The sequence below is a fragment of the Flavobacterium frigoritolerans genome (assembly GCF_025847275.1).
GTDB lineage: Bacteria > Bacteroidota > Bacteroidia > Flavobacteriales > Flavobacteriaceae > Flavobacterium > Flavobacterium frigoritolerans.
Genome location: NZ_JAOZEV010000002.1, coordinates 368,691 through 395,041, shown reverse-complemented (window position 1 = coordinate 395,041; position 26,351 = coordinate 368,691). Strand labels below are relative to the sequence as shown.

The 26,351-nt window shown below is 31.7% G+C and carries 22 protein-coding genes; 9 read left to right on the top strand and 13 right to left on the bottom strand.

What is annotated here, in order from left to right; translation table 11 throughout:
- The first annotated feature begins 387 nt into the window (after positions 1-387).
- Entirely contained in the window at positions 388-1,680 is a 1,293-nt protein-coding gene (gene tssD / locus OIU80_RS04325; RefSeq protein WP_264285817.1) for a type VI secretion system tube protein TssD, read from the top strand.
- 5 nt (positions 1,681-1,685) lie between these two features.
- Positions 1,686-2,342, top strand: coding sequence for a hypothetical protein (locus tag OIU80_RS04320; RefSeq protein WP_264285816.1), 657 nt, complete (start codon positions 1,686-1,688; stop codon positions 2,340-2,342).
- Positions 2,343-3,590: 1,248 nt separating this feature from the next.
- Here OIU80_RS04320 and accD read toward each other — a convergent pair.
- The 3 genes from accD to tamL all read right to left on the bottom strand — a co-directional run bounded on the left by accD (position 3,591) and on the right by tamL (position 8,239).
- On the bottom strand, positions 3,591-4,445 hold the full coding sequence (gene accD / locus OIU80_RS04315) for an acetyl-CoA carboxylase, carboxyltransferase subunit beta (protein ID WP_264285815.1): 855 nt from the start codon (positions 4,443-4,445) through the stop codon (positions 3,591-3,593).
- A 113-nt stretch (positions 4,446-4,558) separates the two neighbouring features.
- Entirely contained in the window at positions 4,559-5,626 is a 1,068-nt protein-coding gene (gene fbaA, locus OIU80_RS04310) for a class II fructose-bisphosphate aldolase (RefSeq protein WP_264285814.1), read from the bottom strand.
- 60 nt (positions 5,627-5,686) lie between these two features.
- Entirely contained in the window at positions 5,687-8,239 is a 2,553-nt protein-coding gene (gene tamL, locus OIU80_RS04305) for a translocation and assembly module lipoprotein TamL (protein ID WP_264285813.1), read from the bottom strand.
- A gap of 37 nt (positions 8,240-8,276) precedes the next feature.
- Between tamL and OIU80_RS04300 the strand changes: the two genes are divergently transcribed.
- The gene (locus OIU80_RS04300; RefSeq protein ID WP_264285812.1) at positions 8,277-9,005 is read left to right on the top strand and encodes an RNA methyltransferase; all 729 of its coding nucleotides are present in this window, start codon (positions 8,277-8,279) and stop codon (positions 9,003-9,005) included.
- Positions 9,006-9,014: 9 nt separating this feature from the next.
- On the opposite strand, the gene porT is transcribed toward OIU80_RS04300, so the two are convergent.
- The 8 genes from porT to OIU80_RS04260 form a co-directional block, all read right to left on the bottom strand.
- Positions 9,015-9,725: a type IX secretion/gliding motility protein PorT/SprT gene (porT, locus tag OIU80_RS04295; RefSeq protein ID WP_264285811.1), complete on the bottom strand. Its 711-nt coding sequence runs from the start codon at positions 9,723-9,725 to the stop codon at positions 9,015-9,017.
- A 1-nt stretch (position 9,726) separates the two neighbouring features.
- A complete protein-coding gene (ubiE, locus tag OIU80_RS04290) occupies positions 9,727-10,458 on the bottom strand; it encodes a bifunctional demethylmenaquinone methyltransferase/2-methoxy-6-polyprenyl-1,4-benzoquinol methylase UbiE (protein WP_264285810.1) in 732 nt (243 codons plus the stop codon).
- 580 nt (positions 10,459-11,038) lie between these two features.
- Entirely contained in the window at positions 11,039-11,521 is a 483-nt protein-coding gene (locus OIU80_RS04285; RefSeq protein WP_264285809.1) for a dihydrofolate reductase, read from the bottom strand.
- Between the two features lie 11 nt (positions 11,522-11,532).
- Positions 11,533-11,871 (bottom strand): 2TM domain-containing protein, encoded by a 339-nt coding sequence (locus OIU80_RS04280; protein ID WP_264285808.1) that lies wholly within the window; start codon positions 11,869-11,871, stop codon positions 11,533-11,535.
- Between the two features lie 157 nt (positions 11,872-12,028).
- Positions 12,029-12,880 carry a thymidylate synthase gene (locus tag OIU80_RS04275; RefSeq protein ID WP_264285807.1) on the bottom strand — a complete coding sequence of 284 codons (852 nt, stop codon included), beginning with the start codon at positions 12,878-12,880 and terminating at the stop codon, positions 12,029-12,031.
- A 69-nt stretch (positions 12,881-12,949) separates the two neighbouring features.
- Positions 12,950-13,579 (bottom strand): bifunctional nuclease family protein, encoded by a 630-nt coding sequence (locus OIU80_RS04270; RefSeq protein ID WP_039112487.1) that lies wholly within the window; start codon positions 13,577-13,579, stop codon positions 12,950-12,952.
- Between the two features lie 164 nt (positions 13,580-13,743).
- On the bottom strand, positions 13,744-14,712 hold the full coding sequence (locus tag OIU80_RS04265; RefSeq protein ID WP_264285806.1) for an electron transfer flavoprotein subunit alpha/FixB family protein: 969 nt from the start codon (positions 14,710-14,712) through the stop codon (positions 13,744-13,746).
- A 73-nt stretch (positions 14,713-14,785) separates the two neighbouring features.
- Complete coding sequence (locus OIU80_RS04260) at positions 14,786-15,532, bottom strand: electron transfer flavoprotein subunit beta/FixA family protein (RefSeq protein ID WP_264285805.1); 747 nt, start codon at positions 15,530-15,532, stop codon at positions 14,786-14,788.
- 473 nt (positions 15,533-16,005) lie between these two features.
- Between OIU80_RS04260 and OIU80_RS04255 the strand changes: the two genes are divergently transcribed.
- The 6 genes from OIU80_RS04255 (at position 16,006) to OIU80_RS04230 (ending at position 24,619) form a co-directional block, all read left to right on the top strand.
- A complete protein-coding gene (locus OIU80_RS04255) occupies positions 16,006-16,986 on the top strand; it encodes a pyruvate dehydrogenase complex E1 component subunit beta (protein ID WP_264285804.1) in 981 nt (326 codons plus the stop codon).
- Between the two features lie 68 nt (positions 16,987-17,054).
- On the top strand, positions 17,055-19,556 hold the full coding sequence (locus OIU80_RS04250) for a DUF5686 and carboxypeptidase-like regulatory domain-containing protein (RefSeq protein WP_264285803.1): 2,502 nt from the start codon (positions 17,055-17,057) through the stop codon (positions 19,554-19,556).
- Between the two features lie 48 nt (positions 19,557-19,604).
- Positions 19,605-20,657 (top strand): acyltransferase, encoded by a 1,053-nt coding sequence (locus tag OIU80_RS04245; protein ID WP_264285802.1) that lies wholly within the window; start codon positions 19,605-19,607, stop codon positions 20,655-20,657.
- A gap of 54 nt (positions 20,658-20,711) precedes the next feature.
- Entirely contained in the window at positions 20,712-21,311 is a 600-nt protein-coding gene (locus tag OIU80_RS04240) for a DNA-3-methyladenine glycosylase family protein (protein ID WP_264285801.1), read from the top strand.
- A gap of 110 nt (positions 21,312-21,421) precedes the next feature.
- Positions 21,422-21,952, top strand: coding sequence for an inorganic diphosphatase (locus OIU80_RS04235; RefSeq protein ID WP_195737094.1), 531 nt, complete (start codon positions 21,422-21,424; stop codon positions 21,950-21,952).
- Positions 21,953-22,063: 111 nt separating this feature from the next.
- Positions 22,064-24,619: a sodium-translocating pyrophosphatase gene (locus tag OIU80_RS04230; protein WP_264285800.1), complete on the top strand. Its 2,556-nt coding sequence runs from the start codon at positions 22,064-22,066 to the stop codon at positions 24,617-24,619.
- Between the two features lie 312 nt (positions 24,620-24,931).
- On the opposite strand, the gene OIU80_RS04225 is transcribed toward OIU80_RS04230, so the two are convergent.
- Both OIU80_RS04225 and OIU80_RS04220 read right to left on the bottom strand, forming a co-directional pair.
- On the bottom strand, positions 24,932-25,546 hold the full coding sequence (locus tag OIU80_RS04225; protein WP_129539912.1) for a deoxynucleoside kinase: 615 nt from the start codon (positions 25,544-25,546) through the stop codon (positions 24,932-24,934).
- Positions 25,546-26,349: a hypothetical protein gene (locus tag OIU80_RS04220; protein WP_264285799.1), complete on the bottom strand. Its 804-nt coding sequence runs from the start codon at positions 26,347-26,349 to the stop codon at positions 25,546-25,548. Before OIU80_RS04220 ends, OIU80_RS04225 begins: the two co-directional genes overlap by 1 nt.
- Positions 26,350-26,351: the final 2 nt, after the last annotated feature.

Genomic DNA, 26,351 nt, shown 5'->3' with positions numbered 1-26,351 from the left:
AATTATTATCTACTGTTGTCGAGTAAACAAAAATACAATTTTTCAGACAAGTATTAATTATGTAATTTATGTTTTTTATTATGCTGTGGGCGAGGTTTCCTGATTTCGTACCCACTGTGATAAACAATAAAATATAAGAAAATAAATAGCCGTGGTTACGAAGTCAAAAAACTTCAAACAGCATCTTATTCTTAACTATTCATTTATACTTAAAAAAAACGTAGTAGAAAATAGGTTTTACTGCGTTTTTATGGAACAAATCTTGCTTTTTGATAATTAGCAAATACATTATTAAAGGTTTATCTTTTAAAATTATTATTTAATTATAATAATTATAGCTTTTTACTTATATTTATAGATATTAGAATAATAAAAAGAAATAGATTTATGACCTCTGCCAAATTATTTATTTTAGGAGAAGAACGAGAATTACTGTGGATAAACACCAATTATTATAGAAGTACGAGAGCTGATTGCTCACCAACTAGTGATGTCGAAGGGGGTTTTCTTACTTTAAGTTTTGTATCACAAGAAAACGATGATGCATTTTGGCATAACATGACAAAGACCGTTGAAAAAGAAACGGACAGAATGGAAAAAGGAGAAGTACATTTTTATAACAAAGGTGACGAGGATATTTCGATAAGAAAATATAAATTTAGTGATGTGTATTTGATAGAGTATTCAGAAGTATTTAATACTGATGAAACAGAAAGTATGCACATTGTTTTAACCATATCTCCTGCAATTCAGGATTATGGGGCAGAAATGGTGAAATACTGGAATAAATCTTGGATTCCGCCAAGTGAATCAGTTTATTACATACCAAAAAAGGATGAAGAAGATCGTATTGTATATATAAATGGACATTTTTATAATAAAGATGGTACTTTTGAAGGTAAGGTAAATGAGCCAGATTTTGAAGGAAGTATAAATGATGTTTATGTTTGTGATGGAAAATCTACTCAAAAAGATAAAAACGGAAATGAAAGCTTAACCTATAATAATACCAAATTATTGAAAGAGAATAATGTAAATATTACTCATGAAAAGTTTATAAATAACTCATATTTAATTCATCATGAAGCTTCAGTAACAGGAAATAAAGAAACAGCTTTATGGATAGCTCATACAGTGAATAATGCTTTAAATTCCAAATATAAAAGAGGAAAAAAAACATTCAATGAATTGTTCCGAACAGGTTATTCTTCGGTAAAAGAATCGGATAAACTCAAAACCATTCCTATAACATCAAATAATATAAATCATTGTTTTGCACGCTCAGCAATGATAAGTGTTTTAAAAGGAGATGAAGACCCTACAAATGTTTCATATTTTTGGGATGGATTAGATTTATTCACAAGAATTGGAGAGTTAGAACATCCTAAATTTAAACAATATAAAAGCGTAACAATTTCAAAAGATCATCTAGATTTAGCAATTGATTTTTGGTCTATTAGCTCAAATAAAGCAAAAGTCAATAAGAATGCCGAAATTAATTCTATTTTTTCAAAAGAAGAATATACTCTTAAAAATGTTACAGATGGATCAATTTTAAATGAGAATGGTGTTTTTTCTGGAGCTAGAATAAATTCTCAAAATAATAGCGCTGTGCATGAAAGCTTAAAATCAACTGGATTTAAGTCCGGAACAATGTTTTGGACAACTTTTAAAATTTAGAAACTATGAAATTCATCTTTTACATATTTATAACAATTTTATTCTTTATTTCTTGTTCCAAAAATACAAATAAGAATATAGGTGACAATCAAAAAGATACTATTAAGGCTCCAAAAAATAGTTTTATAGAGAAGAAAAATTGTTTAGAACAAATTCAAGGATATAAAGATAGATATGGAATTATATTCTCTAACTATTACCAAGACGAACCTTTAAGTTTTGATTTTGATAATAATAAAACGATAGATACGATTGCTGTTTTAAAATCATCTTACGAAAATGGAATCGGTGATTGTTATCCTGAAAATTCTGATTCTGATTTTCCTGTGCTTTTGATAAGCAAAACCATAAATAAAAAGAGTAAAATTTTTAAAATTTACAATAACGTTTTAAAATGTAATACTCCTGTTTATTATGAAGAAATAAAAATTAATAAAAGTGGCTTTGTTATATCTAAAGATCTTATAGGAAATAACGGTTTTTATACAAAAACATATGTTTCATTTAGGACTAATGATTTTTATGTAGATAGCATAAGTGCTGAGTCTTGGGGTTGGAAACAATACAAAAAAACAATACAATTCAAAAACAAAACTTTTAAATTATCAAAATATAAGCGAACCGATATAGATTCTATTAGGAATATTTTGGATAAAGATTAATTATTGACAAGTATTTTTATAATAAAAAAATCGTAAAAACAATAAGAGATATGCATGGAAATATTTTATAAAAAACTAATTCAAATATTAATAATTATATTTTTAATAAGTAGCTGTAGTAGATTATTAAAATAAGATAAGACTACTGAAACAGTTATTATTAATGATAATTACAAATCAAAAGAACAATTTAATAATGAAGTTATTCTTTATGATGAAAGCAACGATACACTAAAAAAGAACACTTTTTTATTAAAGAACAATTTTAAGCTTATTGTATTTTCAACCAAAAATGAAGAAAATGACAATCAAATTAATTTTGCTCTCTTAGGTAAGAACATTGATACTATAATTAAGTATGATGTTATTTCTATAAAAAAACAGCTTATTTTGACGGTAGTGATTTTAGCAATTTTTTCGCAATCAAACAAAGTGGAGGAACAAGTACTAAATTTTGGTTATTAGACAAAACAAACCACATCCAATCGTTACATGGGTTATAAGTGAAGTTTGATTAAAAAAATGAGCTAATCATTTATAAAGATGATGATTACAATTTATTCCTATTCGATTGTAATTCAATAAAAAGCATTCCAATAAACATACCTTTTAATGTACCTCAAAAAAAGTATGCTGTTAATAATTACGGAGGGATGAAAAATAAGAATAAAATAAGATTGAAATCAGTTGCTCAATATGGGTTGACTATGTTTTGGAAAGAAGTCGATATTATTAAACCGAAAGAAAATGAAAAATAAGATAATTATACTATTGATATTCATACTAGTTTTTGTTATGGTCAAAGCAGTAAAATCGATACAATTTCATTTTATGATTTAAAATTTAATGGAAATAATTTCTATACAAATTTTAAAAAAATAAAAAAATATATTGATGATTCGAAAGCGAATGCTACCGTATCACCAGGTAAATATGCTGATGTTCCGTTTGAAAATTTTAGAGATATAGACAACGTATATACAATCTATTCAGATTTTTTTGATTTTAGTTACACCAATATTGAAAAAATAGTCTTTATACGACGTATCAAAATAACTGATAAAATAGAGATTCATATTAATAAAAATAAATTAACCAAAAATCTAAAAATTAAAGATTTAAAAAAGATTCAAATGCTTATGAAAAACCGATAAAAGCACTTTTCATAAACTAGTATTTGAAATAAAGATATAAAAAAATCCCATTTGCCGAAGCGAATGGGATTTTTGGTAATTAGAAGTTTTAAAACTATCTAATTGTATTGTTTTGAATCAAATCGATATACAAGTTAATCTTGTCTTTTAATTCTTTTCTAGGCGTTATAAAGTCTAAAAAACCATGTTCTAAAAGGAATTCAGCAGTTTGGAAACCTTCAGGTAAATCTTTTCCTGTAGTATCTCTTACAACTCTTGGTCCTGCAAATCCAATTAAAGCGCCTGGTTCAGAAATGTTGATATCTCCTAGCATGGCATAAGATGCAGTTGTTCCTCCTGTTGTTGGGTCAGTACATAAAGAGATGTAAGGTAATCCCGCTTCAGCAAGTTGAGCTAGTTTTACAGATGTTTTAGCTAACTGCATTAAAGAGTAAGCTGCTTCCATCATACGTGCTCCACCTGATTTTGAAATCATAACAAAAGGCATTCTGTTTTTGATTGCATGGTTAATTCCTCTTGCGATTTTTTCACCTACAACAGCTCCCATAGAACCACCAATAAAGGCAAAGTCCATACAGCAGATAACTACGTCTTTTCCTTTTGATTTTCCAACTCCAGTACGCACAGCGTCTTTAAGTTGGGTTTTTTCCATAACATCTTTTAATCTGTCTGCATATCTTTTTGTATCAACAAAATGCAACGGATCTTTAGAAGTAAGGTTTTTATCTAATTCAACAAATTCATTATTGTCAAATAAAATTTCAAAATAGATTGCGCTTCCAATTCTAACATGGAAATCATCTTCTGGGCTTACAAATAAGTTACGAGCCAACTCATCAGCATCAATAATTTTTCCTGTTGGAGATTTGTACCAAAGTCCTTTTGGGACATCCATTTTGTCTTCGGTAGCAGTTGTAATCCCTTTTTCGTGTCTTTTAAACCAAGCCATTTGTGTAGTGTTCAGTGTTCAGTAATCAAATTTCAGTGTTCAGTTTTTTAATAGTTTAGTTTCAAGTGTTCCGTTAGTTTTAACTGAACACTTGAACTAAAAACTGAATACTTTTATAGTGTATTTACGTTATTCAAGTCAGCAAAAGCTTGTTCAAGTCTTGCGTTGAATGTTACTTCGCTTTCACGTACCCATCTTCTTGGGTCGTAATATTTTTTATTAGGAACATCAGCACCTTCTGGGTTACCAATTTGAGTTTTTAAATAGTCAATGTTTTTAACCATATAATCACGAATTCCTTCAGTATATGCAAATTGTAAATCAGTATCGATGTTCATTTTGATAACTCCGTATCCAATTGCTTCTCTAATTTCTTCAAGTGTAGAACCTGAACCTCCGTGGAAAACGAAATCTACTGGGTTATGACCAGTTTTAAATTTGTCTTGAACGAAATCTTGAGAGTTTTTTAAGATTTTTGGAGTCAATTTTACGTTTCCTGGTTTGTAAACACCGTGAACGTTACCAAATGCAGCAGCAATTGTAAATTTAGGGCTTATTTTAGATAATTCTTCGTAAGCATAAGCTACTTCCTCTGGTTGAGTGTATAATTTTGAGCTGTCTACATCAGAGTTGTCAACACCATCTTCTTCACCACCTGTAATTCCAAGTTCGATTTCAAGAGTCATTCCCATTTTGCTCATTCTAGCTAAATAACCTTTACAGATTTCGATGTTTTCTTCGATTGGCTCCTCAGACAAATCGATCATATGAGAACTGTATAATGGTTTTCCTGTTTCAGCAAAATGTTTTTCAGATGCATCTAACAAACCATCAATCCAAGGTAATAATTTTTTTGCACAGTGATCAGTATGTAAAATTACTGTTGCACCGTAAGCTTCTGCTAAAGTATGAATGTGTTTTGCTCCAGCAATTCCACCAGCGATTGCTGATTTTTCGTTAGCATTAGATAAACCTTTTCCGGCGTTAAATTGAGCTCCACCGTTAGAAAATTGAATAATAACAGGCGCATTCAGTTTTGCTGCAGTTTCAAGAACTCCATTGATTGTACTTGATCCAGTAACGTTTACTGCAGGAAGTGCAAATCCTTTTTCTTTTGCATAATTAAAAATCTCTTGTACTTGATCCCCTGTAGCTACTCCTGGTTTAATATTGTGTGCCATTGTAATTCTTTTTTAGTTGTTTTTTAGTTTTTAGTTTGCAAAAATAAGAATTAATTAGCATTAGAAAGGATAATTTATTCCAAAATTTAAAACCGAGTGTCCGAAGTTGTAATCTCTGAACCAGCGTTTGTTCATTTCGTAAGCAGGATTATAGGTTTTAAATCCTAAGTCAAAACGGATTACGAAAAAACTCAAATCATAGCGAAACCCTATTCCTGTTCCTAGTGCAATGTCTTTAAGATCGCTAAAATTCTTAAATGTTGCTTTTTCATCTGTTACGTTATCTAGAACATTCCAGATGTTTCCAGCATCTGCAAAAATGGCTCCTTTTAGTTTACCTAAAATTTTATATCTAAACTCACCGCTAATTGCAATTTTCATATTAGCTTCGTTAAAATCATTTACAGCTCCAGTGCTTCCAGGTCCTAATGAATAGGGTTGCCAAGCTCTGTTGTCATTCGATCCTCCAGAATAGTAACTTCTAGAAAAAGGGATGTAATCAGAGTTGCCAAATGGAACTGCAATACCAAAAAATGTTCGTACAGCAAGTACTTTTTCTTTTGTTAAATCCCAATGTTTAATGTATTCAAACTCAGTTTTCAAGTATTCAGAATATTCTAAATTAAAAATTTGATAGTTTCCATTTGTGTTTTTTTGCAAATTAGCAGCCTTGGAGATTAATGACAGTAATGATCCAGCTGTTTCTATTTTTGCTTTAAACAGATAGAAAGTATTATCTAATAAATCTTTTTTAGTTGTTTTGGTAAAGGTGTAATTTGAGGCTAAAATAAAATCATTTTCAGTAAGCCTAACTCTTCTTTCTTCAATACTTTCTACCGATTGGTAATCATTGTTTGGAATTGTTATTGCTTTATTTAATACTTCTTGGGTAAATCCATTTGTTCCTTCTTCGATTTTTAAATTACCAGATTCATCAACGTATTCTGTATTTGTATTGTACTTTTGTGCAAGATCATTCAAGGCATTATAGGAGGATCGGTATACTTTAAAATAATTTTGCGGATTTAAATTTCGTACAAATTGCACATTCAAAAGGTCAATACGAGCAGTATTATTTCTTTTAGGAGTCCAATTGTAGGTAAAAGCACCTGTGAAGTTTTCTTTGTCCAGACCAATATTTCGCTGTTTAGCAAAACCTGCAGTCATTATTGTTGACGGAATCATACTTTTAGGAATGATTTTTTCGGTTCCAAAAGGCATCAAAATCCTAGGAACATTTAATTTAATGTCGACTCCATATTCAGAAGCATTAAAGAAAGTTCCGTTTGGATTTGCTAAATCTTGTGAAGAACCAATGTTAACACGACCAGCTATTTCTAAAGTCTCTGCTCCATTAAAGACGTTTCGAATTGTTTGCGAAAGGCTAAATCCTATTCCAAAATCTTGAATATTCGAATGAGTAACATCTAATGTAGTTCCGAAACTGTATTTTTTTCTCGGAGTTAAGTATATCTTGGCAATCAAAGATTGTGCTGTCGAATCTCTTTTGTCTACTTCGTAATGAATAGATGGATAGTTAAATACCTTTAGGTTGTTTAAATATCGAGTTGTAAGAGTTGTTTTAAAATCAGCAAATACTGTTCCTTTAGTAATGAAAATAGCATCGGTTATAGCGTAAGGCTTGTATTTTAATTTTTTGTAACTGTATAAATTAAAATTTTTATAAGTTGTACTGTCGCTGATTTCTGACTTAGCATTTGCAGCAGAATAATCGGTGTATATGTTAACGTCGCTAATTTTGTAAATTTTAAAGGGCATAGTTCTACTAGAATCTTTATCCTGATAACTATAGTCCTTTATAATCAAGTCTATATTAGCTTTGTTTTTTTTGTTTATGGTGTCAATGTTATAAGTTACATTGTTGGATTGGAAATAATATACACCATGATTTCTAAAATACGTTGTTATACGGTTTTTTTCATCCTCCAAGTCACTTGTTTTGTATTGGTTTCCAGATTTTAGGACTGTGTTTTCAATACTTTTATTGTACAAGGAATCTACATCGGGTGATGATATGCTGGTGCTAATAGTATCTAAAATAAATGGTTGTCCTGTTGTTACAGTGTAGCGTATCTTGGCTTTCTTAGTGCCTACACTATCAATTGTAAAAGCAGTTTTTGTATTAAAATAGCCATTATGAAAATAATGGTATTTTAAGCGCATAGATGATTTTTTTACTTTACTGGTATCAATAATTACTGGAGGCTCTCCAGTTGTTTTAAAAAAATCATTTATTCCTTTATATAAAAAAGATTGTCCAAGGCGATCTACCTGTTTTGCAGATAATAGTTTAGATAATCTTTCATATCTTTTTGGATTACTTTTGTATTTCGCCTGAAAAGTAGAATCTGGATTTGGATTGGCTAAATTGTATAAATTCAAGCGTAGCTTATATCCGCCAATAAGTGTGCTATTGGGTTTTTGGTATAATTGGTTGAATATATTTTCATCATTAATAGGCTTGTCATTTACTATGATTTCGTTCTTAGTAAGGAGTTTTTTGCCGTTAGGAACTCTTTTTACAGAATTACAAGCTGAAATAAATATTGCTATTAGAATAAATGCTACTATTTTTGTGGAAATCTTTCTCAAGTGTTCTAAAATATTTAATTCAAAAGTACATTATTTTATGGTTAGTAAAAACCAAATAAAGCTTATATCAGGTTTACTTCAAAAAAAACAACGTTTTGTTAATGGTTTGTTTTTTGCCGAAGGAGTAAAAGTAATTCAAGAATTGTTACAATCCAATTTTGAATTAGAGCACCTATATACTACTCAAAACGATTTTGAGACCGTTTTAGTCTCTAAGAAAACGTTAATTAATGCACAAGAATTAAAAAAAATAAGTGCGTTATCAACTCCGAATTCCTGTTTAGCAGTTTTTAAAATACCTGCTGATAAAAAAATAATAGAATCTGGTTTAATCCTTGCTCTTGACGATATTCGTGACCCTGGGAATTTAGGAACTATTTTACGACTTTGTGATTGGTTCGGAATTAAGCAATTGCTTTGTTCTAAAGAATCAGTAGATATTTATAATCCAAAAGTAGTTCAGGCGACTATGGGGTCAATTGCTAGGGTTAATGTAAATTATATTGATTTAAAAAGCTTTCTTACTCAAACGTCACTTCCTGTTTTTGGTACTTTTATGGATGGTTCCAATATTTACCAAACTGTTTTACCACAAGAAGGGATTATTATAATGGGCAATGAAGCCAATGGTATTTCTGATGAAATCGAAAAAGTCATCCAAAACAGACTTACTATTCCTAGATTTGGAGATCTTCAAAAAACCGAAAGCTTAAATGTGGCTACTGCAACCGCAATTATACTTAGTGAATTTAAGCGCAATAGTTAGTTCTGTATATTAATGAAAAGTAAAGTTAATTAAAATTGCTCTTGATTTCATAGATTCTATATTACCTGTCCAAGGGCTGTTTGGATCTTTATCACGAATTAATTCATCGTTGATACCAAATGACCCTCTAATAGAAGGAGAGAAAATGAAATATTCTGAGAAAAAATCAATACCAAAACCTAATTCATAATTCATCGTCCAGGCTTTTACCCTAAAACGTTGTTCTAAGTTGTCATCTATAGATTTTGCGTTGCTAGATAAGTTTAATGTGGTAGACATTCCTCCAACTAGATAAGGGCGTACGTTTCCTGTTCTTAACGCGGAGAATTTTAAGAGTAAAGGGAAATTGATGTAAGTACTATTTACCTCTCTTAAATAATCGGTTTTCGAAGTAAGTTCGGGATTAGGATAATATAAGTCTCTTTTGGTGTAATATAGTCCTGGTTCAAAACGAAGGTTAATGTATTCCTGTAATCTTAAATCGGCTACAACCCCAACGTTAAACCCAGTTGTTTTTTTTATCTGAATGTCAGGACCAACAGTTTTATAGTCTATCTTAAAACCATAGCTATTGAAACCTAAGTAATATCCGAAATAAAGGCGTTGTTTTTGCCAAGTTTCTAAATTGATAATAGGATCTTTACTAAACATACTTTTAGTAAATTGAGTATATCCCTTTGTCGTAAAGATAAATAAAATTAAGATTACAGTTTTTTTCATACTATTTTTTAGAAGCTGAATAAATAGTTGCTACACCAAATGTTTGTGGCATGGCTTTCACATCTATAAACCCGATTTTTCGCAAAATATTGTTTAGTTTTTCACCATAAGGGAAATTTGCTGCAGATTCAGATAGATATCCATAAGCGGCATCATCTTTTGAAAACATTTTTCCTATTAGTGGAAGTATATTTTTAGTGTAGAATCCGTAACCTTGTTTATAAGGTGTTTTGTCTGGAACCGAAGTTTCAAGAATTACAAAAACTCCATTTGGTTTTAAAACTCTTAAAATTTCAGATAAACCTTTTTCCAGAGTTTCGAAGTTTCTAACACCAAATGCTACAGTAATTGCATCAAAATGATTGTCCTCAAAAGGCATGTTTTCAGAATCTCCTAAAACCATTTCGATAGTTTGGCTCAGGTTTTTTGCTGCAATTTTCTTTTTTCCGACTTCAAGCATTCCAGAAGAAATGTCTAAACCAATAATTTTTTCGGCATTTGTTTGAGCCATTAAAATAGCCAAGTCACCAGTACCTGTTGCAATGTCTAGAATTATCTTTGGTTTCTTGTCTGAAACTATTTTTAGGACTTTTTTACGCCATTTAATATCAATACCAAATGAAATTACACGATTTAAGTTATCGTAATTTCCAGATATTGTATCGAACATTTGTTCAACTTGTTCTTTCTTTCCTAAGGACGAATTTTTATAAGGGGTTATTTTCTCTGACATTTTTTTAATTTGTACAAATATAATACAATATGTATTAACTGTTATTCCGTTTCTTTAATTACGAGATGAAATTATTTTTGGTTTTATTAGCTGTTATACCCACTTTTAATGATTTGCAAAAATCACTAAAAGTGGGTATTGTGGGGAAGTTATTTATTATAGAAATTTACTTTGTAAAAATGATTATATTTTTTCAATGATTAATAGAGAATTAATGACCCAAATCAAATGGGTGCTACTTGCGCTTATCATCTCGTTTGTTCTAGTAAGTTGTTTTGAAAGTACTGTTTTTGAGAGCAGTATTCTTTTTAAAGCGCAAAATACGTTCTTAGGATTAAATTTGTTTTTGGAAATTTTAATTTTCTTTGTCTTTAGTACCTTCGTGGTATTTGGTATTAAAGGCTTTTTTGAGATGTACTCTCAAAAAATCTCAAATATTATAATATTCTTTTCTGGTGTATTTTTAATATTTGTAATTTTTATTTTATGTTATCAAATACTCTTTCTAGAGTAGGTCATTTCTCTAATCATTGGTTTGCCAAAAAAAAGACCCTCAATATTTGAGGGTCTTTTTTTTGTATTATAATCTGATGTATGTTTCGTAAGTGTAATCGTAAAGATGTTTCTCGTCTCTTTTGTTAGGTTCTACTTCTGCTAATTGCCATTCTTTTTTGTTGATTTCTGGAAAAAAAGCATCCGCTTCAAAGCTATGATGTACTCTAGTGATTTCTAAAATATCTGCAAAAGGCATTCCTAAGTTATATATTTCTCCACCTCCAATAATAAATGAATCCTCATCTTTAGGACATTTAGCAATTGCTTCTTCTATACTTTTTACAACAATGCATCCTTCTGGTTGGTAGTTTTCTTGACGTGTTATTACAATGTGAGTCCTGTTTGGTAAAGGTTTAGGGAAGCTTTCAAAAGTTTTTCGGCCCATTATAATATGATGTCCAGTGGTAAGCGCTTTAAATCTTTTAAAATCATTTGATAAATGCCAAATCATTTCATTGTTTTTTCCAAGCGCATTGTTTTCGGCGACAGCCGCAATCATTATAATCATTTTGTTTCGAACTAAAGTTTGTTTTCGGTATTGTCATTTATGCTTGAGTCCAATTGAGTGATTCTTTTTTGCTGTAATGCAACAAGTCGATCTATTTGTTCTCTTTCCCAGTTTTTATTCATAAAACGATCGGTGATGTATACTTTTATAAAATGTAAAATAAAAATAAAAAACCAGACTGTAATTATCCAGATGTACCAGTTTTGTCCGTATGAGATGTTTAAAAATCTATCAGCAACAAATAAAAATAAACTTCCTAAAAGGAATAAAACAAAATGAAAATATAATGTTTTTTTTTGTCTTATCCTTCTTCTTGCGTATTCATACTGCTCGTGTAATTCCTTTTCCATGAGATAAATATTAGATTATAAAGATAAAATTTATTTTGAAATAGGACAGTTTTGAGAGTTGAATATTTATTATGAAAAGAGCTTCATTCTTTAAATCTGAGATTTGTGTTTATTTTTAAAGAAAAAAAATCCGCTTGTAAAAGCGGATTTATGTGTTTTATACTGCAACACTTCCTTTGATTCCTGCATGAGGTTCGTAATCCAAAAGAGTGAAGTCGTTGTAATCAAAGTCGAAAATGTTTTTTATATCGGGATTTAAAACCATTTTAGGTAATGGTTTTGGTTCACGTTTTAATTGTAATTCTAGTTGTTCAAAATGATTGTTGTAGATATGTGCATCTCCAAAAGTGTGGATGAATTCTCCTGCTTCGAGGTCACAAACTTGTGCAATCATCATAGTTAATAGGGCATATGATGCAATATTAAATGGAACTCCTAAGAATATATCAGCACTTCGTTGGTATAATTGACAAGATAATTTTCCTTTTGTTTCACCTTTTTCAAGGTCAGGGCTAGATACATAAAATTGGAAAAAAGCATGACAAGGAGGTAGCGCAGCTTTATTATTGGCTACATTTTCTTCGAATGATTTTTTTGTATCAGGCAGTACCGATGGATTCCAAGCAGAAACTAACATTCGGCGACTATTTGGATTGGTTTTTAGCTCAGTAATTAATTCTGAAATCTGATCTATTTCTTCACTATTCCAATTACGCCATTGATGTCCATAAACAGGACCTAAATCGCCATTGCTATCTGCCCAGGCATCCCAAATTTTAACTCCGTTTTCTTGAAGGTACTTAATATTTGTATCTCCTTTTAGAAACCAAAGTAATTCGTATATGATGGATTTTAAGTGTAATTTTTTTGTGGTAACCATTGGGAATCCTTCGCTTAAATCAAAACGCATTTGGTATCCAAAAACACTTTTTGTTCCGGTTCCGGTTCTATCTCCTTTTTGACAACCATTCTCAAGAACATGTTGTACTAAGTCTAAATATTGTTTCATTTTTGATTTGGCTTTATGTCTTATGCTGTGGGCTTTAAGCTTATTGCCTAAAGTTTGTTGCTCAAAGCTTTATGATTCTCTTTTTGAAATTTCATCACGAATTTTAGCTGCTTTTTCATAATCTTCTTGAAGTACAGCCTGTTCTAGTAATTCGTTAAGTTCTTGAGTTGTGTGTTTGGAATAGGTTTCGCCAGATTGATTAGATTCTTCTTCGCGGCCAAATGTTTCTGGGTTAGAAAGGACATCGTCAATTTCTTGAGAATCTTTATCACTTTCCATAGAATTTGACTTTAAATAAATACCAGCCTTATCCAAAATGTTTTTATAAGTAAATATTGGAGCATTAAAACGCAATGCCAATGCTATTGCATCAGATGTTCTTGCGTCTATTATTTCTTCAATTTTATCTCTTTCGCAAATTAAGCTCGAGTAGAATACTCCATCGACCAATTTGTGAATAATAACCTGCTTCACAACAATATCAAATCGTTCTGCAAAGTTTTTGAATAAATCATGTGTTAATGGGCGAGGTGGTTTTATCTCTTTTTCCAAAGCAATAGCAATTGATTGTGCTTCAAAAGCCCCAATTACAATTGGTAACTTTCGTTCGCCATCAACTTCATTCAAAATCAAAGCATAAGCGCCATTTTGAGTTTGACTGTATGAAATTCCTTTTATTGATAATTTAACTAAGCTCATAAGATGCAGACGTATAAGGTATTACTACCTCGTTTTAATTAGAATTTGTGTAAAAAATAAAAGTGCAATTTTAATCAAAAAATATGGAACAAAAAAGCTACCTAAAGCAAAGATACGATTATCTTATTTTTAGGTAGCATTATTTTAGTATAGAATTTTTAAATCTATGAATGTTGTGCTTTAAAAGCTTTTAATTTTTCAATTAATTTAGGAACAATTTCAAAAGCATCACCAACAACACCATAATCTGCTACTTTAAAGAAAGGAGCTTCAGGGTCATTATTGATTACTAATTTTACTTTAGATGAGTTGATACCTGCAATGTGTTGTATAGCACCAGAAATTCCTATTGCAATGTATAAATTTGTTGCAACTGGCTTTCCTGTTTGTCCTACGTGTTCACTATGAGGTCTCCATCCTAAATCTGAAACTGGTTTAGAACATGCAGTTGCAGCGCCAAGTACCGCAGCTAAATCTTCTACTAATCCCCAGTTTTCTGGCCCTTTTAATCCACGACCTCCTGAAACTACGATATCAGCATCTGCAATAGATACTTTTCCTGTTACTTTTTCTACAGATTCTACTTTTACTCCAAAGTCATTGTCTCCAATTGTTGGGTTAAAATCTTCTGCGGTTGCTGCACCAGCACTCTCGTAAATTCCGTAAGAGTTTTTAGCAAGAGCTAGTACTTTTACATCAGTAGCAATTTCTGTAATATTGAAAGCTTTGTTAGAAAAAGCATTTCTTTTTACCTGAAAAGGAGAAGTGCTTACAGGTAATCCTACAACATTTGATGCAAATCCAGCTTCTAGAGCAACTGCAACCAAAGATGAAAGATAAATACTGTCTGTACTAGAAGATAACAAAACTACTTTTGTGCCTTCTTTTTGAGCTGCTTGTTTGATAACATCAGCATAAGCTTTAGCAGTAAAACCTGCTAATTTATCGTTAGTTACTTTAAGAACTTTATCAACTCCGTATTTCGATAATTCGCTTACGTCGCTTGTATTTATTGTTAATGCTGTAACAGTTGTTCCTAATGATTCGGCAATTTTTTTAGCGTATGAAGCCAATTCAAAAGCTACCTTTTTAAATTTTCCTTCTGCAGATTCTGCATATATTAATATTGACATAGTTTTTTGTTTTGAAGTTTAGAGTTTGAGGTTTCAAGTTCTTAGACTGAAAACTGTCACTGAAAACTGATTACTAGATTACTTTCGCTTCGTTGTGTAATAAATTGATTAACTCATCTAAATTGTCTGGTGAAACTAATTTCACTGCAGATTTCGGAGCTGGTTTTTCAAATTTCACAGCTTTAGTGTTTACAGGAGCATCAACTGGTTCTACAATTGCCAAAGCCTTTGTTCTTGCAGTCATGATTCCTCTCATGTTTGGGATACGTAAATCTTTTTCTTCAACCAATCCTTTTTGACCACCAATAATTAATGGTAAAGTAGTATTTACTGTTTCTTTTCCACCGTCAATTTCGCGAACAGCTTTTACATTAGTACCATCAACAGTTATGTTAGTACATGAGTTTAAAAAGTTGTATCCTAAGATTCCAGAAATCATACCAGGAACCATTCCGCCATTATAATCTAATGATTCTTTTCCTGCGATAACTAAATCATAGCCACCATTTTTAATAATTTCTGCCAATTGTTTTGCTACGAAAAAGCCATCAGTTGGATTAGCATTTACACGTATTGCTTCGTTTGCACCTATTGCTAAAGCTTTACGTAAAGTTGGTTCAGTATCAGGACCTCCAACATTTACTACAGTAACTGTAGCACCTTGTTGTTCCTGAAACCAAATTGCACGTGTTAAGCCAAATTCGTCGTTAGGATTAATTACATATTGTACGCCATTAGTATCAAATTCTGAATCACCATTGGTAAAGTTAATTTTTGAAGTAGTATCAGGTACATGACTGATGCAAACTAATATTTTCATAAGTATATATTTTAATATTTCTAAATACGTTTCCACAAATTTAGAAATATAATCTGAATAATTTACTATGCACGCATAATAATTTTGAAAACTATTACGATTTCGTAAAATGGCGCTTGAATTTTGAATAATCTTACCTTTTATAGCTGTGAAAGTGGTTTTTAGGCAATATTTTGTGTCTTAGGGAGAATTAAGAATTGATAAAAAGTGGAATTATTAGGCTTTTTTTTGATGTATTTTATTTCTGTAAACTGGTATTTCTAACAAAATAAAATTTAAACAAGAGCTGTATAACTATTTTGAAGCCTAATACATCGATTTCGTGAGCTACCAGTTTCAAAGGATAAAAGTTAATAGGCTAGCGAAATAGGAATAGATACGAGACTTCTTGTTTTTTAAACTAAATTTATGCTCTTAAGTAATTTAAAATAATTATTTTTGCTTTTCAGAAAATTACAACAACAATAAAAAATATGAGAACAATACAATTTAGAGAGGCCATTTGTGAAGCTATGAGCGAAGAAATGCGTCACGATGAATCCATATATTTAATGGGCGAAGAAGTTGCAGAATATAATGGTGCATACAAAGCATCAAAAGGTATGCTTGCTGAGTTTGGTGAAAAAAGAGTAATTGATACTCCAATTGCAGAACTTGGTTTTACAGGAATTGCAGTTGGATCTGCAATGAATGGTTGTCGTCCAATTGTAGAGTATATGACTTTCAACTTCTGTTTAGTTGGTATTGATCAAATTATAAATAATGCTGCTAAAATGCGTCAGATGACAGGAGGACAATTTAATGTGCCTATCGTTTTTCGTGGACCAACTGCTTCGGCAGGACAATTAGGAGCAACACACTCTCAAGCTTTAGAAAACTGGTTTGCAAATACACCAGGACTTAAAGTAGTAGTACCATCTACACCTTATGATGCAAAAGGTCTTTTAAAATCAGCTATTCGTGATAATGACCCAGTAATTTTTATGGAGTCTGAGCAAATGTATGGCGATAAAGGTGAAGTTCCAGACGGAGAATATACAATTCCTCTAGGAGTTGCTGATGTGAAGCGTGAAGGAACAGATGTTACAATTGTATCTTTTGGAAAAATTATTAAAGAAGCATTTATAGCAGCAGATGAATTGGCTAAAGAAGGAATTTCTTGCGAAATTATCGATTTAAGAACAGTTCGTCCAATGGACAAAGATGCTATCTTAGCTTCTGTTAAGAAAACAAATCGTTTGGTAATTCTTGAAGAGGCTTGGCCATTTGCAAGTATATCTTCAGAGATTACATATATCGTACAAGAACAAGCTTTCGATTTTCTTGATGCGCCAATACAACGTATTACAACTGCAGATACACCTGCACCTTACTCTCCAGTATTGCTTAAGGACTGGTTGCCAAATGCTGGTGATGTAGTTAAAGCAGTAAAGAAGGTAATGTATAAAAAGTAAGAAAATTATCAATGCTAATAAAACTTCATCATTTTCTTAATTGATGAAGTTTTTTTTTGGGGAGGATTATGAAAAGAATTATTGTACTCAGTCTGTTTTTCTTATTTGCATTTGTAAATAGCATTTTTGCACAAACAAAAGTGAGTGGAATCGTCTTAGATAAATCCAACCAGCCGATTCCTTTTGCAAATGTAGTTTTTAAAGGAACCAACATCGGAATCGTTTCTAACGAGGATGGGCGTTTTTATTTAGAATCGCCAAATACCTATACTACCATCATCATTGCTTCGGCAGGTTTTTCTGAAAAAGAAATTACATTAGAAAAGGCAGTTAATTACAATTTTAAAGTTGTTCTGAACGAAGCCGAAAGTTTAAATGAAGTAGTGATTTATACTGGTAAAACTTCAAAAAAAAATAATCCAGCGTTGGACATTCTTAGAAAAATCTGGGAAAGAAAACGTAAAAATGGATTGTATCAGTTTAAGCAATACCAAATGGAGAAGTACGAAAAAGTGGAATTCGATATGAATACCATCGATAGTGCCTTCATGAAGAACAAGATTTTTAAAGGAATGGAGTTCATCTTTAAACAAGTAGATACTTCTAAAATTACAGGGAAAACATATTTACCAATTTTTATAAATGAATCTTTGTATGATGTATATGGAGATAATAATATAAAGAAAATAAAAGAGATAATAAAAGGGAGTAAAACTTCTGGATTTAATAATAATCAGCAAATATTATCTTTTGTAAAAGACCTGTATTCAGATTATAATATATACAATAATCACCTTACATTTTTTGATAAAAGTTTTACAAGCCCGTTGTCTACAACAGGAATAGATGTGTATAACTATGTTTTAAAAGACAGTACATTTGTAGATAATAAATGGTGCTATAATATCGTGTTTTATCCAAGACGTAAAAACGAATTGACTTTTAAAGGAGATTTTTGGGTAAACGATACCACATTTGCTATCAAGAAAATTAATATGGCAGTTACAAAAAGCGCCAATATTAACTGGGTAAAAGATATTTATATTGAACAAGAATTTGACGTTGTAAGTGATTCGATTTTTCTTCTTACAAGAGATTATATGATGTCGGATTTTGCTTTAAACAAAAAAGAAAGTTCTAAAGGAGTTTATGGAAAAAGAACAACATCCTATAGAGATCATAAGTTTAATATACCAAAACCAGCAGCTTTTTATAAAGAAGAAGTTAATTATATAGATAACGAAGTATATAATAGGCCTGATGAATATTGGGAAGAAAACCGTTTCGAAAAATTGACCAAAGACGAACAAGGGGTTTATAAAATGCTTGATACATTACAAACTGTCAAGCGATTTAAACAACTGTATAATTTAGTTTCAATATTAGGAAGTGGTTATATAGAATTTCCGAAATTCGATTATGGACCTATATTCTCAACATTTGGATACAATGAGGTCGAAGGAGTTCGTGTACGAGTAGGAGGGAGAACATATTTTGGACCAAATGATCCATGGCGTATACAAGCGTATACAGCATATGGTTTTGATGATAATAAATTTAAATATGGAGTGTCAGGAAAATGGATGGTCGATAAAAAGAATCGACTTATTATCTCTGGTGGAAATAGGCGTGATGTTGAACAAATTGGAGCTAGTTTAACTACTACTAATGATGTTTTAGGGCGAAGCTTTGCCTCATCGGCTTTGTTTACAACTGGAAACAACGGGAAATTAACCAATATTAATTTAACCAACGTTGCTGCCGAAATAGAGCCAATCAAGAATTTGACATTTCAGTTAGGGGTATCATATCGTACATTAGAATCTGCTTCGAATATATTTAGTTTAGATTATTACACAACTCTGCCTTCAGTAACAAATCCAGCAGGAGTTGTTGCAAATGGAGTAAAACAATCGGAGGCAAATATTCAGATAGAATACACACCAAATCGTAAAACAATTGGTTTTGGTGTCGAAAGAAATAATGTGGATAGTCCATTCAGTAGATTCTTTATTAATTATAGTCATGGATTTAAAGGAGTACTGGATAGTGATTTTAAATACGAGAAAGTTCAATTGTATTATAAACAACCTATAATTATAGGACCTCTAGGACGTACAAATCTTATCTTAGAAACAGGAAAAACATTCGGAACAATACCGCTAGGATTAATGAGTGTGATTCCAGGAAATCAGACTTATTTTACAATCGAGAATACATTTAGTAACTTAAACTTCTATGAGTTTGTTACCGATCAATACACGACTCTACAATGGGATCATAATTTTGGAGGACGACTTTTTGCAAGAATCCCATTTATGCGTAAACTTAACTGGAGGGAGATTATTGGAGCAAAAGCAGTTTATGGAACCATCACAGATGCTAATAGAGCCATTAATGCTTCGGGATTAGAATACAATGCACCCGAAAAGGTATATTGGGAGTATAGCGCTGGAATTGGGAATATCTTCAAAGTATTCCGTATAGATTTCTCTTGGAGAGGAAGTTATTTAAATACACCCGATGCTAATAAATTTGCAGTAAAAGGATCTTTTGGATTTTATTTTTAATCATTTAGATTCTCTACTTTCATAATTATAATTAATAAATAATAATCTATGAGTGGAAGCCAAGACGGTAATAAAATGATTTGGACAACCTATTTGAGGGTTGTAGCAACAATTAGTGTTATTTTTTTGCATGTTGCGGCAGATGTTTTATATCAGTATGGCTGTATCCCTGATTTTGTTTGGTGGACAGGAAATGTTTATGATAGTTTAGTACGTTTTTGTGTGCCGGTATTTGTGATGCTTACAGGAGTATTAATGTTGAGCAGAACGTATGAACTAAATGATTTCTTGAAAAAAAGATTTTCTCGGATAGTTTTACCCTTCTTATTTTGGAGTTTTATTTACGTGATTTTCTCGCTAAACAAGAAAATTTCTGCAGGCGAAGTAATGTCTTTTTTTGAAATCATTAGATGGGTATTCGAATCTTTAAGAGATGGTAGTTCATTCCATTTATGGTATATCTATATGATTATCGGAATATATCTTTTTATTCCAATCTTGAGTAAATGGGCTCAGAATGCTACCGAAAAAGAAATGTTATACTTTATATCCATCTGGATATTTACTCTGGTTATTAATAAGCCAATTTTTTCTGAATTCAGAATTAATATTGATCTAACCTATTTTTCAGGATTTATTGGGTATGTAGTTTTAGGGTATTATTTATCGACAAAATCTTTCGCTTGTAGCAAAAGAATACTTAAGATAATAGCTGTTCTTTTAATGTTCTTTGGCGCTATCATTACGATATTTGGCACCTATTATTTATCGTTGCGTAATAATAATTTTGACGAGTATTTTTATAACTATAATACTATAAATGTTTTGATGTTTTCGGTCGGGATTTTTCTGTTTTTTAAGAACATCGAAATTTCTAATCCAATAGTAATCAAAATCAGTAATCTGATTAGTAAATACAGCTATGGGATTTATCTCGTTCATGTTTTAATCTTACGGTTTATATATGATCTGGGAATAGATTATGATTTTATACACCCTGTATTTGCAATTCCCATTACAACTATAGTTTGTCTATTGCTTTCTACTTTGATTATCTATTCTATAAATAGATTGCCTTACGGTAAATATATATCAGGATAAATAGTTTAAAGAATAAGATGTAAATTGTTTTGTTGAAGTTTATAAAATCATATTATGCAAGAAGCAATCGATTTTCTTTCAGAGAAGAGCCCAATTTTTCAGAGAATCATCCAAGAATATGGATTACCTCCAATTCCGAAACGTCCACAAGGTTTCGAAACATTGGTTTTGCTTATTTTGGAACAGCAAGTATCTATAGATTCAGCTAAGGCCACTTTTTTAAAAATCAAAGCGTACACAGTTTGTACACCAGAAACAATGGTGTCTTTGTCTGATGAAGAGTTCCGTGCATTAGGCGTAAGCCGACAAAAAACAACTTACATTAAGATATTAGCTTCGGCAATATTAAATAACGAAATCAATATCGAAAGCTTAGCTGTCAAATCGGCTAAAGAAGTTCGTGAGGAGCTTATAAAACTAAAAGGAATTGGGAATTGGACTATCGATATTTATCTGATGTTCTGCCTTCAAGAACCCGATTTAATTCCACTTGGTGATATCGCAGTTGTAAATACAATCAAAGAATTACTTGATATTCATGACAAAGAAGAGATGGAAAATTATACTACACAATGGAGTCCATATCGTTCCTATGCTACATATTTGCTTTGGCATTATTATTTAAAGAAAAGAAAAAGAACAATTACCTATTAATTGCTTGTTTATTAAAACTTAATGATGATATAACAGTGTTTTTTTATTGTAAAAAGGGATACTTTGACTACTTTTGCAATCGAAATTAAGAAAAATAATAAACAATAAAAATGACCGCAGACAAACTAACAACTTTCGATGTTTTAATCGAAATACCAAGAGGAAGCAGAAATAAATATGAGTACGATTTTGAAATTAAAAGAATGCGTTTCGACAGAATGTTGTTCTCTTCAATGATGTACCCAGCTGATTATGGTTTTATTCCTGAAACTTTAGCTCTTGATGGTGATCCATTAGATGTATTGGTTTTGGTAAACGAGCCAACTTTCCCAGGATGTGTTATGGAAGTAAAACCAATTGGTGTTTTCCATATGGCAGATGATAAAGGACCAGATGAGAAAATTATTTGTGTACCAGTTTCTGATCCAATCTGGAATTCATTAAATGATTTATCAGATATGAATCCTCACTTAGTAAAAGAAATCGAGCATTTCTTCCAAGTTTATAAAGATTTGGAAAACAAAAAAGTAGATGTAGGTGGTTGGGGAGATGTAAACGAAGCATACGCTATTATTGCAGAATGTACTAAACGTTTTGATGATATCGAAAACAAACCAGAAGGATTATTTAGCATTAAATAATTTTTGCCTTCATATTTTATAAAAAAAGCAATACTCTGTTAAGAGTATTGCTTTTTTGTTTAAATTCGTTTTGTTAGTTTATTGACTATTAACCAAAACCATTAAAATATTATGAATGCATTTATGATTTATTTGCCAATTGTTATGGCAATTATAGGATTACTTTTCATGGCAATAAAAAGGACTTGGGTGTTAAAACAAGATGCTGGCGATGGCAAGATGAAAGCTATTTCAGACCACATTTATGAAGGAGCATTAGCTTTCCTGAAAGCCGAGTATCGATTGCTTACTTTTTTTGTAATTGGAGCAAGTATTGTTTTAGCGGGAATTTCATTTATAGTTCCTACCACACATATATTAATAGTTGTAGCTTTTATTTTCGGAGCATTTTTTTCGGCATTAGCAGGAAATATGGGAATGAAGATAGCAACAAAAACCAATGTTAGAACAACGCAAGCGGCAAGAACCAGTTTGCCACAAGCATTAAAAGTATCTTTTGGCGGTGGAACCGTTATGGGATTAGGAGTTGCCGGATTAGCTGTTTTAGGGTTGACCGGTTTTTTTATAGTATTTTTTCAGGTATTTATGAATGGAGTTTGGACTTCATCTGAAGATATGACCAAAGTTCTGGAAACATTAGCAGGATTTTCATTAGGAGCTGAATCGATTGCATTATTTGCAAGAGTTGGTGGAGGTATATATACCAAAGCTGCTGATGTAGGTGCCGATTTAGTTGGTAAAGTCGAAGCAGGAATTCCAGAAGATGACCCTCGTAATCCAGCAACAATTGCCGATAATGTGGGTGATAATGTTGGTGACGTTGCAGGGATGGGAGCTGATTTATTTGGATCGTATGTTGCAACAGTTTTAGCCGCAATGGTTCTTGGTAATTATGTGATAAAGGATATGGGTGGAAACATTCAGGATGCTTTTGGAGGTATAGGACCAATTTTGTTGCCAATGGCGATTGCAGGTTTCGGAATTTTATTCTCTATTATAGGAACGACATTGGTAAAAATATCCGATGATAATGCAAAGGAAGCACAAGTGCAAAAAGCATTGAATATAGGAAACTGGGTTTCGATTGTTTTAACAGCAATTGCCTGTTTCTTCTTAGTGCAATATATGTTGCCAGAAACGATGACGATGAGTTTCTTTGGTGAAGGTTCGAAAGATATTTCTTCAATGCGTGTTTTCTATGCGACTATTGTTGGGTTAATTGTAGGAGGAGCTATTTCTTCTGTTACGGAATATTATACAGGATTAGGTACAAAACCAGTATTGGCAATAGTACAAAAATCATCTACAGGTGCTGGGACAAACGTAATTGCAGGTTTAGCAACAGGAATGATTTCTACTTTTCCAACAGTATTACTATTTGCTGCAGCAATTTGGATTTCTTATGCGTTAGCTGGGTTTTACGGAGTAGCATTAGCAGCATCAGCAATGATGGCTACAACTGCGATGCAATTAGCAATTGATGCTTTTGGTCCAATATCGGATAATGCAGGAGGAATCGCTGAAATGAGCGAATTACCAAAAGAGGTACGTACAAGAACAGATATTCTAGACTCAGTAGGAAATACTACAGCAGCAACAGGAAAAGGATTTGCAATTGCTTCGGCAGCATTAACTTCATTAGCATTGTTTGCAGCGTATGTAACTTTTACAGGAATTGACGGAATCAATATTTTTAAAGCACCAGTTTTAGCAATGCTTTTTGTGGGTGGAATGATTCCAGTAGTTTTCTCAGCTTTGGCTATGAACTCTGTTGGAAAAGCAGCGATGGACATGGTATATGAAGTACGTCGCCAGTTTAGAGAAATCCCTGGAATCATGGAAGGAACTGGAAAACCAGAATATGCAAAATGTGTAGATATTTCGACTAAAGCCGCTTTACGCGAGATGATGCTTCCAGGAATCTTAACAATTGGTTTTCCTATTGCAATTGTACTTTTAGGAAAATTAGTTTACGGAAGTAATAACCAACTGATCGCCGAAATGCTTGGAGGTTATATGGCTGGAGTTACTGTTTCGGGAGTTCTTTGGGCAGTTTTTCAAAATAATGCAGGAGGAGCTTGGGATAACGCAAAAAAATCTTTTGAAGCAGGAGTACTTATTAATGGAGAAATGACTTATAAAGGCTCAGATGCTCATAAAGCAGCAGTAACAGGAGATACAGTTGGAGATCCATTTAAAGATACCTCAGGGCCATCAATGAATATTTTGATAAAGCTAACTTGTTTGATAGGGTTGGTAATTGCACCAATATTAGGAGAAGGGCATTCGGTTTCGGGAATGGCAACAGGGGGCTCTTGTTGTGCAAAAACAGAAATGCATGATGGACATTCTAAATGTGATATGTCTAAAATGGCAACAATGACCAGAGAAGAATGTGCACAAATGTGTAAAGAAAAAGGATGCAGTCCAGAAGAAACAGCAAAATGCTTGGCAAATTATGATGCAAAAGGAAAATACCTTCACAAAAGAACCGATTGTTTTGATACAACTAAATATACCAAAACAGATGCAGTTCGTGTAGAAATTGTAAACGTAAATGGTCAGGTTGTAGGAACGGTTATAACCACAAAGAATGGAAAAGTTGATACTAAAACATTTAAAGGAACCGAAGCAGAAGTAAATGCACAAATAGATGCCTTGAAATAAGTAGTTGACTTAGCCCAATTAACATTATCAAGGTCTTGCACAAAGAGTGTGAAGAACTTTGATAAAAGCTCAAGTTTAATGTTGGCCTGCGCATTTTTGTCATTTCGACGAAGGAGAAATCTTCATAAGAAACTCCGTTAGCAAATATCAATCTTTGTCGATTTTACAGTGCAGGTTTCTTCTTCGTTGAAATGACAAGTTTTGGATTGTTTTGCGTAAAACTAAAGTTTCTTACACTTTTGGTCTTGCACTTTGACAATACTGTGTAGAAACAAAAAATGCCTCTAGATAATTTAGAGGCATTTTTTTATGTTAAAATAATCCGTTTAGTTCAGCATCAATTCTATTAATGATATCTCCTAAGTCCTCTGGATTATCTACGAAATTTATATTATCAACATCAATTATTAAAAGTTTTCCTTTAGTATAAGTTTGTACCCAAGCTTCGTAACGCTCGTTCAGACGGCTCAAATAATCAATAGAAATAGAATTTTCATATTCACGGCCACGTTTGTGTATCTGCCCTACTAAATTTGGAATAGAACTTCTTAGGTAGATTAATAAATCGGGTGGTTTTACCAATGTTTCCATTAGTTCAAACAAAGAAGTGTAATTTTGAAAATCACGACTTGTCATTAAGCCCATCGAATACAAGTTTGGAGCAAAAATATAAGCATCTTCATAAATGGTTCTATCTTGAATGATTTTTTTACCACTTTCACGAATTTGCTGCACTTGGCGAAATCTGCTGTTTAAGAAATAAATTTGCAAATTAAACGACCAACGCTCCATTTGATGGTAAAAATCATCCAAATATGGATTGTCAACCACATCCTCAAAATGGGGCTCCCATTTGAAATGTTTGGCTAGTAATTTCGTTAGAGTTGTTTTTCCTGCGCCTATGTTTCCTGCTATTGCTATGTGCATTACGGTATTATGATTTTATAATTTGTAATTCCTCCAAATGTAAAAATAGATAAAATTTGGTCTTTGTAGTAGAAATTCCCAAACGTTTTTTCTGAAATTTCAATTTGCAATGGATTTCCTATTTCGTGCTTACTGATGTCTTTAAAAAACAACAAATTAGTCTTCTTAAAAATATATTGATGATTGTTCAAAATAGTTAAATCATCAAAATCGGGTATTTTTCCTAAAGCGACTACTTTTCCAAAGATATCACATGAAAACCAATTGTTCTTTTCGTCTATCCAATAAAAAACGTTGAAATTCGATTGGTAGTATTTTATGTTTCCCGAGAGAGGTGTTGAAACGGTTTTATACTCATCCTTTAAATAATTATAAAGACCTATTTGTTGGTTTAATGTATTGTAAATCCAAAGTTGGTTTTGTGAGGCGATTCCAATTCCAGAAGCAAGGATAGGAGTTGTGTTTTTTGAAAAATTAATTCTATTTGTTTCGTTAAACTGATTGTCAAGTAAAATTACAGTATTAAAATCTTCATAAAATAGAGCCACTTTAAGAGGGTTTTCTATATCAACTTTAGTAATTTTTCCTAAAGAGATATTTTTATATTCGTAAGCATCTTTGCCGTTGGTCTTAATAAATCGATTGTCCTTTATTAAATAAGAGAAACCAAAAGAATCAATCCCTGAAAATTGATCGGCATCAAAGTTTATACTATTTATTGTAGTAATCTGTATTTTCTTATCCTGCGAAAAAGCTGCTGAAAATGAGCTAATAAGAATCAGAAAGATCAAATTTTTATACATTG